This is a genomic window from Candidatus Leptovillus gracilis, assembly GCA_016716065.1.
GTDB classification, from domain to species: domain Bacteria; phylum Chloroflexota; class Anaerolineae; order Promineifilales; family Promineifilaceae; genus Leptovillus; species Leptovillus gracilis.
The window spans coordinates 63,072-77,071 of record JADJXA010000012.1 but is presented as its reverse complement, the minus strand read 5'-3'; the positions used below and the strand labels follow the sequence as shown (position 1 = coordinate 77,071).

Sequence of the window (14,000 nt, the reverse complement as noted above, 5' to 3'; positions counted from 1 at the left end):
GTCCTAAAATTTAAAGCGCCTGGTAACGCCGATGCGCCTCGTCCCACACGGCCGTTTCCCCTCCTGGTTCATAGCGCCGCAGCAAGCCCGACTGAGCCACTACCTGCCGCCCCTGGCGCAAATCGGCCAATTCGCCCAGAGCGATGAGCTGGACCAGGGCGTTGCCCAGCACTGTCGCCTCGATGGGGCCGGTGATCACCGTCCGACCGGTGGCGTCGGCGGTCATCTGGTTGAGCAGTTGGTTTTGCGTGCCGCCGCCGACAATGTGGATGACCTCAAGGGCGCGGCCGGTCAAATGGGCCAGCCGCGCAAACAGGGTGCGGTACTCCAGCGCCAGGCTTTCCAGCAGCACACGCACCACTGCGCCTTCGTCTGGTGGCGCGGGCTGGCCGCTGCGGGCGCAAAAGGCGGCCACCAGCGCCGGGTAATCGCCCGGCGTCAGAAATTCCGGCGCGTTGGGGTTGATGAAGGCGGTGTGCGGGCGGGCGGCTTCGGCCAGCTTCACCAGGGTGGGGTAATCGAATTCACGGCCGTGCCCGCGCCAGGCCGCGCGGCACTGCTGCAACAGCCACAATCCGGCCACGTTCGCCAGCAGCCGCACGCTGCCATCTACGCCACCCTCGTTGGTGACGTTGGCCGCGAATGCTGCCGGGGTGACAAACGGCCGTTCCATCTCCAACCCCACCAGACTCCATGTGCCGCTGCTGATGTAGCCATAATCGGCCGTTGTTGTGGGCACGGCGGCCACCGCGCTGGCCGTATCATGCCCCCCGGAGGCAAAAACCGGGATGTTCTGGTAGCTGCCCAACCGCGTCCCCGACGCCACAATCGGCGGCAGCATGTGTGTTGGGATGTCCAGCCGCGCCAGCAGTCCTGTCGCCCACTGCCGCGTCTGCACGTCCAGCATTTGCGTCGTCGAGGCGATGGTTTGTTCGGCGGCTTGCACGCCGGTGAGCCAGTAGTTCAGCAGGTCGGGTGACAGCAGCAGTGTGTCGGCCACATCCAGCAGGGGGGATTGGCTTTGCACCAGGCTGAGAAGCTGATAGAGTGTGTTGTAGCGGGCAAACTGGATGCCCGTCTGGGCATAAATCTCGGCCTGGGGCACGCGGGCGAAGGCGGCGGCCATCATGCCCTCTGTGCGGTCGTCGCGGTAACAGACGGGATTGCTCAGCAGACGGCCGTCGCGGTCCAACAGCCCAAAGTCTACCCCCCACGTATCCACGCCGATGCCCGCCGGTTGGTGCGCCTTGCCGCGCTCAATCCCGGCCTGAATCTCCGCCCACAGGCGCAAAAAATCCCAATACAACGTACCCCGCGCATTCACCGCGCCATTGGGAAAGCGATGCAGTTCCTCGATGGTCAGCCGCTCACCGTCAAAGTGAACGGCCGTTACCCGCCCCGACTCCGCGCCCAGGTCAACCGCCAAAACTGTCTTGTGTGTCATGGCGTTTCGATCTAACTCACGATACGCCTTTTTTCAGGATGATGTTGGCGTATTTGCGCGTGTCGCCGGTCATGACGACGGCGTAAGCGTTGGCGGCCCGTTCGTAAAAAGCGAAACGCTCGATGAAGCGAATTGGCGGCGCGCCGGGAGAATAGGTGGTAATAATAGCGCGATAGCCATTTTCCACGTCAGGGTCTGGCTCGTCGCCGGGTACGCAGGACATCATGGCTAACGGGTCTTCGACATAACTGTCCAGGACAAACAGCGGCAAAATTGCGCCCAACAAAGACTCGATCTGCAGCCCATCCGCCCGGATGACCAGATCGTTGGTGCTGTGGCCGGGGAAATGGGCATCGGCCAAGACAATCTCGTCGCCATGCCCCATCTCGTACAACGTCGCCAGCAGCTCCGGACTAAACAGCGGTGAAATACCTCTTAACATCTTTCCTCCTTGAAAATAGGAGCGCGGACGTCCCGTCCGCCCTGGCAGGCGAGGCGCCGACGCTCCCAGGGAATTCTCTACCCATACAACGGCCCAAAGTTGGCGCAGGCGCGGAAGTCGGCGCCGGCCGGTTCCATCCCGCCGAAGGCGGTCCAGACGTGGGGGCGGAAGACCAGTTCCTCCGGCACGTTGTGCATGTAGACCGGGATGCGCAGCATGGCCGCCAGGCTGATCAGGTCTGCGCCGATGTGGCCGTAGGAAATCGCCCCATGATTGGCGCCCCAGTTGTTCATCACCGTGTACACGTCGCGGAATAGGCCCTCGCCGCTGGTGCGCGGCGCAAACCAGGTTGTCGGCCAAGTGGGGTTGGTGCGCTCGTTGAGAATTTCATGCACGGCGTCGGGCAAGTCCACGCTCCAGCCTTCGGCGATTTGCAGCGCCGGGCCAAGCCCTTTCACCAAATTCAGGCGGCACATGGTCATGGGCATGCCGCCGCGCGTGCGGAATTGGGTAGACCAGCCGCCGCCGCGGAAGTATTCGGTCATGCCGGCGTGCCAGGTGGTGGCCGCCAGACAAGCCTGTGCCTCTGGCGGCGTGATTTCCCACCATGGTTTCATGACCGGCTGCCCATCGCGCTCTTGCTGCCCGGTTCCATCCAGGGCAGCCGGGCCAGAGTTGATGAGGTGGAGGATGCCGTCGGCGGCACGGCCGTTTAATTCATAACCGGTCACGCGCTTCACTGCGGCTGGACTCCAATAGGTGCGCACGTCGGCGAAGATTTGCGCCGCGCCGGTGAGCAGGTGGCCGAACAACATGCTGACGCCGTTCAGGGCGTCGTTTTCGGTGGCGACGATGTAGGGCTGGCGGATGCCGTTCCAGTCAAACGAGGAGGTGAGGATGGCTTCCATGTAGTCGCCATTGGGATAATAATCGGTCCATTGGCGCTGTCCCTGGAAGCCGCCCGCCAGGGCGTTGTGGCCGTTGGCCTCTTCGGCGTAACCCAATTCCGCCAGGCGCGGGTTGCCCACCATCAGATCGCGGGCGATGAGCGCCATTTTGACCGAGACTTGCCAATCGCTGTCTTGCTGCTCGCGGCTGCGTTTGTGCTGCGGCGAATTGTAATCCTGGCCTTCAGGACAGTTGGCTTTGGTCCAGGCCAGCGCCTTGTCGTATTCGTCGGGATCAAAGATGTTCTGGTTCAGGCGGCGGCTGAATTCGCTCATGTCTACCGTTTCCACGCGCATCCCCAGGTAGCTCTCGAAGAAGGGCTGATCCACGATGGAACCGGCGATGCCCATGGAAACGCCGCCCATCGCCAGGTAGGATTGGCCGCGCATGGCGGCGGCGGCTAATCCGGCTTTGGCGAAGCGCAGCAGCTTTTCTTGCACGTCGGCGGGGATGGTGGTGTCGCCGCTGTCTTGCACATCACGGCCGTAAATGCTAAACGCCGACAGCCCTTTCTGCGCGTGGGCGGCCATCACCGCCGCCAGATAGACCGCGCCGGGACGCTCTGTGCCGTTGAAGCCCCAGACCGCTTTGGGGATGAGTGGGTCCATGTCCATGGTTTCCGAGCCGTAGCACCAGGCGGGGGTGACGGTGATGGAGAGGCCGACGCCTTCACGCTGGAATTTAACGGCCGTTTCCGCCGCCTCTTTCACCCCACCAATACAGCTGTCGGCGATGACGCACTCCACCGGCAGGCCGTTGGCGTGGCGCAGGTTGGCGCTGAGGAAATCGGCCACCGTGCGGGCCATGGTCATGGTGGTCTCTTCTAACGATTCGCGCACGCCCTGGCGACGGCCGTCAATCGCCGGCCGAATGCCAATCTTGGGCGGGCTGCCTACCAAACGATTGTGTGGCGGATTTACATTCATCGGTTCATGGCTCCTTCTTTCCACTAATACCCGCGCTTCGCCTTCACCTGGGCCTCGACCCAGGGGTAGGTAGCGGCGATGCCTTGTTGGAGGTAGTAGTTGGCCTGCCAGCCGGTGGTGTAGATGCGTTCGTTGCTGAAGTTGCGCGACTGCACGCCGACGGGGCCGTGGATGTGTTTGACATGGATGGTTTTACCGGCGACTTCGGCAACGGCCGTCACCAGTTCATTGACGCTGACATATTCAGGGCAGCCGATGTTGACCGCGCCGACCAGGTCGGAGTGCATCAGGCGGTAGATGCCGTCCACCATGTCGGTGACGTAGGTATAAGAGCGAACGGCCGTGCCATCCCCCCATACCTCAATCGTGCCGCCATCTTCCACTTCGGCCACCTTGCGGCAGATGGCCGCCGGGGCTTTTTCGCGCCCGCCGGTCCAGGTCCCATAAGGGCCGTAGCAGTTTTGGAAGCGGGCGATGCGCACTGTCATGCCCTGGTTGCGTTCGTAAGCCAGCGCCATGCGCTCCGAGTACAGCTTTTCCCAGCCATACTCGTTGTCCGGGTTGGCCGGAATGGCTTCCGCTTCGGTCATTTCCGGCTCGCCGGGCTGCATGTCGCGGTACACGCACACCGACGACGAAAAGAAGTAGCGCGGCACACCCAATTCGGCCGCCTGATGGGTCATGTGAAATGTTGATCAGGGCGCTGTTGTGCATAATCTCGCACTCGGCGGAGTGGATGAAGCCCATGCCGCCCATGTCGGCCGCCAACTGATAAACCTCGTCGAATGTGCCGCCGTTGAGCGTCAGCGCCGCGCGGCAGTTGGCTTCCTGGCGCAAATCGAGCAGCTGGAAATCGTCAGCGGCCGTTGGCCGGTATTCATGCGCCTTAATGTCCACGCCGCGCACCCAATACCCCTCATCCTTCAACTTCTGAACCAGATGGCCGCCGATAAACCCACCAGCGCCACAAACAAGTGCTGTTTTCATAATGTTCGATAACCTCTTTTTAGTTTGGAGATTGGGCATGGTTCATTCTAAGTACTCTGTGCTTTGCAAATCTAGCAAGAAGGCGTGTCATGCTGAACGGAGTCTTCGGAGTGAAGCATCCCGTTCACTTGACTAAGCCACAGGGATTCTTCGCTCCGAAGACTCCGCTCAGAATGACAATTCAGCGTAAATTTGTAAAGAAGATGTTTCGCTCGGTGAACCATGCCGGAGATTAGAGATTAGAGATTGGAGACGCACGATCTCTAATCTCCAATCTCATTCTTTATTCATGCTCACGCCGCGCAATGACGCGCACCGCGTTTTCAATCGGTTGGTCAGAGACCAGAATTAGATAGCCGCCGCCGCCCGCGCCGGACAACTTCCAGCCCAGGGCCACATCGCGGTACTGCGCAATCAGCGCCGCCACCGACTCGTTCATCATGTTGGGGAACATGGCGATTTGCGCCTCAAACGATTCGCGTACGGAACGGCCGAACGCCACTATGTCCCGCTGCTGGATGGCTTGCCAGCATGTCTCGGTCGGGTCGGCCAACGCTTTGGCCCGCTCTGGGGTGATGCGCGTATCGGCCAGCACGGCGTATTCGGCGTGGCGCGGGCCAAGCGTCACCAGATAGAGGGCGTTCTCTACAAATTGCAGCGCCAATTCATCTTGCAGCCGCTCAATGCTGACCGGCCAATATTCACCGGCGTAATTGGCCTTTGCCAGACCGGGTAAAACCAGGCCGATGGCGTCTTGCGAACCAGAGATTTCCTTAGTGCCCGGCGGGTTGTCGTAGCAGAAAAGGATTTTGGCTATTTTTTCCGGGTCGCCGATAGGCAAACGTGGTCCCCACATGTCAATCGCCGCCCGGCGGGTGCTGGAAGCCATGCCGCTGCGGTCGTTGAATTGCAGCGTCGGTTCAATGGAGATGGTGATCACTGCGCCGGGATAATGGCGGGAGACAAAGGGCTGGTCCAGCCAACCACCGGCCAGATCAATGCGAAAGGGCATCTGGTGGATGGTGCGCAGAGAAGTGGAAGAACGGGGCGTCAGACCGGCGTGCGGCTCGCGGTGCAGCACCAGATATTCCACGCCATATTCCTGGCAAAGTTGTTGTTTATAGGGGGTGTGGCCGTCGGCATTGACGATGAAGAGGTCGGGTTGAACGGCCTGAAATTCGGCCAAAAAGTCCAACATGCCAGAGCCTTGCGAGATGAAGGCGTCTTTAACACACTTCACCGCTTTCACCATGAATAGCCGTTCATCTTCGCTGTTAACCGGCGTCCGGCCTTTCAGGTCGAAGACGGTTTTGTCGGAACCGAGGGCGACGTAGAGGTCGCCGTAGGAAGCTGCTTCATTAAAGAAAGCAATGTGCCCGCTGTGTAACAGGTCGTAGCAGCCGCTAACAAATACTTTTTTAGCCATGCCCTGTAATCTTCTATTTCTGCCGGCCGCGGCGCAGAATGTCGGCGTAAACGGCCAGGATGACAATGGCCCCGGTGATGACGATTTGCCATTCCTGGGGTACGGAGAGGATGCGCAGGCCGTTGGTGAGGACGCTGATGACAAACGCGCCAATCACTGTGCCCAGAATCGTGCCTTCACCACCGCTGAGGGATGTGCCGCCGATGACAACGGCCGCAATCGCGTCCAGCTCATACCCCGCGCCCAGAGCCGGCTGCGCCGAGTTCAGCCGGGCAGCAATCATGACGCCGCCTAGACCGGCAAAGGTACTGGCCAGGGTGTAGACGGCGATTTTCCAGGCGGCGACGTTGACGCCGGAGAGGCGGGTGGCTTCTTCGTTGCTGCCCAGGGCGAAGGTGTAACGTCCCAGGACCGTTTTGGTGAGGATGATATGGGCGACGATGGCCGCGCCGAAGAAGATGAGGACGGCGTTGGGGATGTTGAAGCCGGGAATGATGGCGCCGGTGACGGAACCCATGGCGATTTTGGCGAAGGATGGGGTGTCGGTGAAATAAATGGGCTTCAACCCGGAGATGACCAGCGACAAGCCTTTAGCGATGTACAACATGCCCAGGGTGGCGATGAAGGGGGGTATTCTCATTTTGGCGATAACCGTGCCGTTGATGGCCCCAGCCAGCGCGCCGGTCATGAGTCCACCCATGACGCCGATGGGCACGGGCAGGCCCCAGAAGGTGATAAAAACGCCGGTCATCACGGCCGAAATGGTCATCACCGTGCCCACAGACAGGTCAATGCCGCCGGTGATGATGACAAATGTGACGCCGAGAGCCAGGACGCCATTAACGGCCGTTGCCAACAATATATTCACCATATTGCTAAACTGCAAAAAGTTCGGCGAAGCCAGCGAAAACACAATAAACATCGCAATCAGGCCGCCGAAGGCCAGAATTTTTTGGGTGGCGTCCGAACGGACGAACAAATTCTTGGGGGTGAGAGTTGTTTCCATCAGTTATTTCCACCTTGGGCTAAAAGTGAGGCGGCATCTTGCTGCTGGCTGCCGCTGCGTTGGGTCGCATACTTCATAATCGTTTCTTGCGTCGCTTCGGCGACGGGCATCTCTGCGGTGATGCGCCCTTCGCACATAGCGATGACCCGGTGGCTCATGCGCAGAACTTCCGGTAATTCGGACGAGATCATGATGATGGACTTGCCCTGTTGGGTCAAATCGTTGAGTAATCTGTAAATCTCGCTCTTGGCGCCCACGTCAATGCCGCGCGTCGGTTCATCGAAGATCAGAATTTCGGTGTCGGCCGTCAGCCACTTGCCAATGACCACTTTCTGTTGGTTGCCCCCGGATAGATTTTTGACCTTTTGTTGGATGCCCGGTGTTTTAATGGACAACGCTTTGACGTAATGGTCGGCTGTCTCGCGTGTTTTGGCAAAATTGACCCAGCCTCCAGGCTTGACGAACTTGCTCAGAGCGGCCAGCACGATGTTGGTTTCCACGTTCATGCCCAGCGTCAGGCCATACCGCTTGCGATCTTCCGATAGATAGCCGATGCCGTGTCGCACGGCGTCGCCGGGGCTGTTGATTTGCACCTGCTGACCCTTCACGTAAATCTCGCCAGAGTCTATGCGGTCGGCGCCAAAGACGGCGCGGGCGACTTCTGTGCGCCCGGCGCCCATGAGTCCGGCAAAGCCGAGGATTTCCCCTTTTTTGAGGCTAAAGTTGATGTCTTTGAGAACCTTGCCGCGGTTGAGGTTTTTCACTTCGAGGACGATCTCCTGGCTGGCGTCTTCGGGGATTTCCGGGGCGCTTTCGTAGATGATGCGGCCAACCATGAGGCTGATGATCTCGTCAATGGTGACGGCAGCGGTGGGTGTCGTTTGCACGTAACGGCCGTCACGCATCACCGTGATGCGGTCAGAAATTTGCTTCAACTCTTCTAATCGGTGCGAAATGTAGACAATGCCCACCCCTTGCACCCGCAGTTTACGAATGAACGTGAACAACTCCTCAATCTCGGTGTCGGTGAGAGCGGCCGTTGGCTCGTCCATAATCAACACTTCGGAATTAAAGGAGAGCGCCTTGGCAATCTCCACCATCTGCTGCATAGCGACGGTCAAATCGGCTACTTTGGTGCGCGGGTCTAGCTTCAAGTGCATCCGCTCAAACAATTCCACCGCTTGCTCGTTGATTTTCTTTTCGTCCAACAAAAAGCCAATTTTCTGTCGCGGCTCCCGGCCGATAAAAATGTTTTGCGCCACCGTCAAATGCGGCATCAAATTCAATTCCTGGTGGATCATGCCAATGCCCAACTGCTGCGCGGCTCGGGGGCTGGTAATCTCTACTTCGTTCCCCTTATACAGAATCCGACCTTCATCTTTTGCATAAATACCCGCCAGCACCTTCATCATTGTTGATTTGCCGGCGCCATTTTCGCCTACCAAAGCATGTACCTCACCGGCCCGCAGTTCAAACTGGCAATGATCGAGCGCGTGAACGCCGGGAAAACTCTTGTCTATCCCTTCCATTAAAACCAGGACGTTATCCATGGGTCAATCCCTCAGGCGGTATTCAAGCAAGGTGCGACGCACTTGTAAAAATGCGTCGCACCTGAAAAGGGTCAAACTCTATTCGTACAACAGCGGTTTGATCGTGTCCGAGTCAATAGTGGTCGCATCGTACCAATGGAAACCGGTGTCAATGGTCGTTGGCAGGGTCTCGCCGTTCAGGGCTTTGACGGCCGCTTCGACACATTTGTAACCGATGCCAATTGGGTCCTGGGTGATGGCCCCAGCTTCCGTCCCGGCGCGGATGGCGTCCATCTGCTGTTTGCCAGAATCATAACCGATGACCACGATCTGGCCGGTTTTGCCCAGTTCGGACACGGCATTCAATACACCGATGATCGAACCTTCGTTCGCGCCAAAGAAACCTTTCAGGTCGGGATGGGCCAGGATGATCGCTTTTGCCAGGTCGGTGGATTTCAACTGGTCGCCAGCGCCGTACTGAATGTCCACGATTTCGATGTTGGGATATTTTGTGGCCATCTGATTGACAAAGCCGTCGCGGCGGTCAATGCCGGTCTGGCTGGTCTGGTCGTGGACGATGACGGCCACCTGACCCGATCCACCAATCAGTTCGGCCATTTTGTCGGCGGCCATGGCCGCAGCGGCGATGTTGTCAGTCGCGGCTGTGGTGACCGGGATGTCGCTGGCGACGCCAGAGTCAAACCCGACAACCGGGATGCCAGCGGCCTGGGCGCGTTCCAGAAGGGGCAGCAAAGCCTGGGTATCCAGGGCGGCCAGGCACAGGGCAGCCGGGTTTTTGTCCAGGGCGGCTTGCACCATTTCTACCTGCTTGTCTACCATCGCTTCCGTCTCTGGGCCTTCAAAGGTGATGGTAACGCCCAAATCGGTAGCCGCTTGTTCGGCGCCCGCCTTGACAGCTTGCCAGAACTGATGCTGGAAGCCTTTAGAGATGACGGCAATGTACACGTCTTCGCTGGCGGTCTCGGCTGGCTGTTCTGTAGCCGAGGAACAACCCACCAGGACAAAAATGGCAACCAGGGCGCTCAAAAGGATTACAAACAATCTGTTTTTCATACAAAATTCTCCTCTCTGAAATTGATTTTGGGTAAATGGCCGCTCAAGGTTAGGACCTTGTCCGGCCGCAATAAGCATTGATGGCCGCGTTGATAAGCTACCGTTTGCTCACAAAGTTCACTCCATAAATCCTCCTTTGGGCGAATCAGTCCAGTTGACTCGTGGGACGAGACACGGCCGTTGCTGCGGTTTGGTTGATAGCAATCATAGTAGACACCCGTGTACTCTTGCGGCGTATTCCATGAGCGCGCGCAATTAGGATGCTTACGCTGGCGGTGGGGCGCTTGACTGTCGAACAAACAACTCGGTGGGCAAAATAATGCGTTGCAGTTCTTCTGGCCCTTCGTTTTGCAAACGCGCCAATAGAAGCTGTGTCGCCCTGTAGCCCATTTCATAAGCTGGCTGCACCACAACCGTCAGAAAGGGTGATGGATTTAAGATAACCGGTATGTCGTCAAACGATACAAGCGACATATCTCCCGGCACGCGCAGATTGTGTCTGTTCAGGGTTTGCAGCGCACCGTTGGCGATGAAGTTATTGACAGCCACAAAAGCAGTGGGGCGCGGCGTGGCTTGCAGCGCCGCTTCGGTCATTTCGCAGCCCGAATGTAGGCTGAAACTGCCCCAGTAGATGTTGTTGGTATTGTGTTCCAGGCCCGCTTCTTGCATGGCCTGGCAAAACCCGTCCACACGTTCGGTCGAGGTGGATACATGCCGTGGCCCGGAGAGGATGGCGATGTGCCGATGCCCCAATTCAAGTAGATGGGAGGTCAGTTTGTACGCGCCGTCAAACGAGTCGCTGCGCACGATGTCTACGTTGGCGTTGCGGACATCGCGGTCCAACACCACAACGCTGATGTTTTGTTTTTGGATGGTCTGGACGGCGTCGGTGGCGCTGTGAGCGGGGACCAGCAGGATGCCATCAATGCGCCGCTTGAGCAGCATGTTTAGATATTGGGCTTGTTTTTCGGAGGATTCATCGGTGTTGCATAAGATGACGCTGTACCCTTTTTCTTGGGCGGCGTCTTCAACGCCACGGGCGAGGGTGGTCCAATACGGGTTGGTGATGTCAGTGAGGACCAGGGCGAGGGTGTTGGTCTGTTTAAAGCGCAGGCTGGGACCGAGCATGTTGGGCACGTAGCCAAGTTCGGCAATGGCCGACTCCACCTTGATGCGCGTCTCTTCGCTGACGTAGCCGGAGTTGTTGATAACGCGGGAAACCGTCATGCTGGCGACCCCGGCTTTTTGGGCGACATCTCGGATGGTAGACATGCTTTTTCTCCTCAACCGATTAACATGATATGCGTAACATGTTATGGGTAACATTGTAACATAGCCACAAAGATTGTCAATACTTTTTAGGTAAAATAGATACAACCTGGCAAAAAGAGGGATTGCCATATTGACATGCTGCGGTTAAATCGGTAATATAAGTTACGCATACCATATCGGGCACAGGGCATTTTTTTAAGCCGATATGTTACGGGTAACATACGAATGGGAAACGGCCGTTTCCCCCTTTTTACACCTGCACGCCACTATCAGGAGGATGAGATGATTCAGACCCAAGCTCATACTGCATTACAGTTTACCCTGGCCGCCGATGGCATTGACCCGGCCGCTGTTCCTTACCGTACGCTCTATACCGGCGCCAGGCTGCCGGCCATAGGTTTGGGCACATTTGGCTCGGATCGCTTTTCGGGGGAGGAGGTGGCAGCGGCCGTACAAAACGCCATCGCCGCCGGGTATCGCCACATAGATTGCGCCGCCGTCTACGGCAACGAACACCTCATCGGTCACGCGCTGCGCCGCGTCTTGGGCAGCGGCCTGGTCAGCCGCCAGGAACTGTGGATTACCTCCAAACTGTGGAACGACAAACACGCCGAAGCCGACGTGATCCCCGCCTGCCGGCAGTCGCTGGCCGATTTACAGCTAGACTATCTCGACCTCTATCTCATCCATTGGCCGTTTCCCAACCACCATGCCCCTGGCGTAGATGTGGACTCCCGTGACCCGCACGCCGTGCCCTACATCCACGACAACTTCATGAAAACCTGGCGACAAATGGAAAGATTGGTTGATTTGGGTCTGGTCCGTCATATCGGCACGTCTAACATGAGCATCTCCAAGCTGACGCTGCTGCTGCGTGACGCGCGCATCAAACCGGCGGCCAACGAAATGGAACTCCATCCCCATTTTCAGCAGCCAGAACTCTTCCAATTTTGCCTGGACAACAGCATCGTTCCCATTGGGTTTTCGCCCATTGGCTCGCCGGCGCGGCCCGACCGGGACAAGACGCCCGAAGACACGGTGGATATTGAAGATCCGGTGATTGTAGCCATCGCCGAACGGCTGGGTGTGCATCCGGCGGTGGTGTGTATTAAATGGGCGGTGCAGCGGGGGCAGGTTCCTATCCCTTTTTCGATCTATCGTGACCAATATGTGAGCAATTTGCAAACGGCCGTTACCCCTCCCTTAACCGACGCTGACATGGCCGCCATCGCCGCCATTGACAAAAACTGCCGCCTCATCAAAGGCCAGGTCTTCCTCTGGGAAGGCGCAGACAGTTGGCAAGCGTTGTGGGAGTAATGATCCACCGATGACCCAGATTTTTGCCATCTGGGTCATCGGTGGACCGGAACCAGAGGCTAACATGGCGCAGCGCTGCATTTTAACGATTGACGTGGGGACTTCAGGGACAAAAACGGCCGTCTACACCACCACCGGCGCGTTCATCCACGAAACAACCTTCGCCTACAACCTCCATCGCCCCCATCCCCTGTGGGCCGAAATTGACGCCAATATCTGGTGGCAGGCCGTCTGCGCCACGGTACCGCAAGCGCTGGCCGAAGGCGGCGTGGCGGCCGATGAAGTGGCCGGCATTGGCGTGGATGGCGTCGGCTGGACGCTGATTCCGGTGGACGAGCAGGCCAAACCGTTGGCCCCGGCCATGATCTGGTTGGACCGCCGCGCCGCCGATGAAACGGCCTGGCTCAACGCCCTGCCCGAAGCGTCGCGGCTGGTTAGCCTGGCCGCTAATCCACTGGATGCGGCCTATATCACGCCCAAGCTGCTCTGGATGCAGCGGCAGCGGCCGCAAATTTTTGCCGCCGCCCATCAGTTTTTAGCCGCCACCGGCTTCATCGTCGCCCGGCTGACCGGCGAGTTTACCTGTGATTACACTCAGGCGTATGGCTATCACTTTTTCGACATTGCCCAGGAGCGCTGGTCGGATTGGGCGCTGGACAAGATTGGCGTGCCGTCGGAAAAAATGCCGCGCCTTTGCGCCTGCACCGATGTGGTCGGCGGCCTGACGGCGGCGGCGGCGGCGCAAATGGGCCTGAAGCCGGGCATCCCGGTGATTGCCGGCTGCCTGGATGCGGCCGTCGGCGCGCTGGGCGCCGGCGTAACCCGCCCCGGCCAGACCAACGAGCAGGGTGGGCAGGCTGGCGGCGTGGGCATCAGCCTGGACCATGTCGTCGTTGAGCCGCGTCTGATTTTTTCGCACCACGTGCTGCCGGGGCAGTATCTATTGCAGGCGGGCACGGTGGGCGGTGGTTCATTGGGCTGGTTTCGCGATCAATTTGGGCAGATGGAAACGGCCGTTTCCTCCCTCATCCCCCAATCCCCTTTTGAACTCTTCAGCCTGCAGGCCGCCCAATCACCGCCGGGCGCCAATGGCCTTATTTTCCTGCCCTATATGGCCGGCGAGCGCACGCCGCTGTGGAGCAGCGTCGCGCGCGGTGTGTTCTTTGGCCTGTCTTACACCACCACCCGCGCCGACATGCTGCGGGCCATCATGGAGGGCTGCGCCTTTGCCGTCTACGATAATTTGCAGATCGCCCAGGCGCATGGCGTCCACGTGAGTGAGTATTTGGGGTCGGGCGGGGCGACGCAGAGCGCCCTGTGGTGCCAGATTAAGGCGGACGTGTATGGACGGCCGTTTGTCGTGGCGCAGCAGGGAAACGGCCGTGCTGGAGGCCATGGACTGGGTCTCTTCGCCCTCACCGCTCAGGCCACCGGCCACACCGACAACGCCGGCAACTGCGTAGACCGCCTGCTGCCCCAGCGCCGCGTTTATACGCCCGACCCCCAGCGCCACGCCCGTTACCAGGCGCTTTTCCAGGTTTACCGCCGCGTCTCGCGCACCTTGTTGGCTGAATTTTCCCACCTGGACGCCATCACGCGCCGGATTGAATAGATTCGATTTTCAAAGGA

General features: G+C 58.8%; 10 protein-coding genes and 1 pseudogene. 2 read left to right on the top strand and 9 right to left on the bottom strand.

Annotated features, from left to right (window positions below; genetic code table 11):
* Window positions 1–10: 10 nt before the first annotated feature.
* The 9 genes and pseudogenes from IPM39_22295 to IPM39_22255 form a co-directional block, all read right to left on the bottom strand.
* Window positions 11–1,444, bottom strand: a complete 1,434-nt coding sequence (locus tag IPM39_22295) for a rhamnulokinase (protein MBK8988768.1) — start codon at window positions 1,442–1,444, stop codon at window positions 11–13.
* 16 nt (window positions 1,445–1,460) lie between these two features.
* The gene (fucU, locus tag IPM39_22290; protein MBK8988767.1) at window positions 1,461–1,886 is read right to left on the bottom strand and encodes an L-fucose mutarotase; all 426 of its coding nucleotides are present in this window, start codon (window positions 1,884–1,886) and stop codon (window positions 1,461–1,463) included.
* Window positions 1,887–1,963: 77 nt separating this feature from the next.
* Complete coding sequence (locus IPM39_22285) at window positions 1,964–3,760, bottom strand: L-fucose isomerase (GenBank protein ID MBK8988766.1); 1,797 nt, start codon at window positions 3,758–3,760, stop codon at window positions 1,964–1,966.
* Between the two features lie 23 nt (window positions 3,761–3,783).
* Window positions 3,784–4,747 (bottom strand): annotated as a pseudogene (locus IPM39_22280) (NAD-dependent epimerase/dehydratase family protein).
* A 283-nt stretch (window positions 4,748–5,030) separates the two neighbouring features.
* Window positions 5,031–6,173, bottom strand: coding sequence for an adenylyltransferase/cytidyltransferase family protein (locus IPM39_22275; GenBank protein ID MBK8988765.1), 1,143 nt, complete (start codon window positions 6,171–6,173; stop codon window positions 5,031–5,033).
* 13 nt (window positions 6,174–6,186) lie between these two features.
* Window positions 6,187–7,179 carry an ABC transporter permease gene (locus tag IPM39_22270; protein ID MBK8988764.1) on the bottom strand — a complete coding sequence of 331 codons (993 nt, stop codon included), beginning with the start codon at window positions 7,177–7,179 and terminating at the stop codon, window positions 6,187–6,189.
* Window positions 7,179–8,729 (bottom strand): sugar ABC transporter ATP-binding protein, encoded by a 1,551-nt coding sequence (locus IPM39_22265; protein ID MBK8988763.1) that lies wholly within the window; start codon window positions 8,727–8,729, stop codon window positions 7,179–7,181. The genes IPM39_22270 and IPM39_22265 overlap by 1 nt, the downstream gene beginning before the upstream one ends.
* Before the next feature lie 78 nt (window positions 8,730–8,807).
* Window positions 8,808–9,782 carry an ABC transporter substrate-binding protein gene (locus IPM39_22260; GenBank protein MBK8988762.1) on the bottom strand — a complete coding sequence of 325 codons (975 nt, stop codon included), beginning with the start codon at window positions 9,780–9,782 and terminating at the stop codon, window positions 8,808–8,810.
* 264 nt (window positions 9,783–10,046) lie between these two features.
* A complete protein-coding gene (locus IPM39_22255; protein MBK8988761.1) occupies window positions 10,047–11,054 on the bottom strand; it encodes a LacI family DNA-binding transcriptional regulator in 1,008 nt (335 codons plus the stop codon).
* A gap of 282 nt (window positions 11,055–11,336) precedes the next feature.
* Between IPM39_22255 and IPM39_22250 the strand changes: the two genes are divergently transcribed.
* Entirely contained in the window at window positions 11,337–12,371 is a 1,035-nt protein-coding gene (locus IPM39_22250) for an aldo/keto reductase (protein ID MBK8988760.1), read from the top strand.
* Window positions 12,372–12,381: 10 nt separating this feature from the next.
* Window positions 12,382–13,983, top strand: coding sequence for a carbohydrate kinase (locus IPM39_22245; protein MBK8988759.1), 1,602 nt, complete (start codon window positions 12,382–12,384; stop codon window positions 13,981–13,983).
* Window positions 13,984–14,000 lie beyond the last annotated feature (17 nt).

What these genes read in the sequence shown, in the direction of transcription:
- IPM39_22295 (MBK8988768.1), bottom strand. Translation starts at nt 1,444, where the DNA reads ATGACACACAAGACAGTTTTGGCGGTTGACCTGGGCGCGGAGTCGGGG.
- fucU (MBK8988767.1), bottom strand. Translation starts at nt 1,886, where the DNA reads ATGTTAAGAGGTATTTCACCGCTGTTTAGTCCGGAGCTGCTGGCGACG.
- IPM39_22285 (MBK8988766.1), bottom strand. Translation starts at nt 3,760, where the DNA reads ATGAATGTAAATCCGCCACACAATCGTTTGGTAGGCAGCCCGCCCAAG.
- IPM39_22275 (MBK8988765.1), bottom strand. Translation starts at nt 6,173, where the DNA reads ATGGCTAAAAAAGTATTTGTTAGCGGCTGCTACGACCTGTTACACAGC.
- IPM39_22270 (MBK8988764.1), bottom strand. Translation starts at nt 7,179, where the DNA reads ATGGAAACAACTCTCACCCCCAAGAATTTGTTCGTCCGTTCGGACGCC.
- IPM39_22265 (MBK8988763.1), bottom strand. Translation starts at nt 8,729, where the DNA reads ATGGATAACGTCCTGGTTTTAATGGAAGGGATAGACAAGAGTTTTCCC.
- IPM39_22260 (MBK8988762.1), bottom strand. Translation starts at nt 9,782, where the DNA reads ATGAAAAACAGATTGTTTGTAATCCTTTTGAGCGCCCTGGTTGCCATT.
- IPM39_22255 (MBK8988761.1), bottom strand. Translation starts at nt 11,054, where the DNA reads ATGTCTACCATCCGAGATGTCGCCCAAAAAGCCGGGGTCGCCAGCATG.
- IPM39_22250 (MBK8988760.1), top strand. Translation starts at nt 11,337, where the DNA reads ATGATTCAGACCCAAGCTCATACTGCATTACAGTTTACCCTGGCCGCC.
- IPM39_22245 (MBK8988759.1), top strand. Translation starts at nt 12,382, where the DNA reads ATGACCCAGATTTTTGCCATCTGGGTCATCGGTGGACCGGAACCAGAG.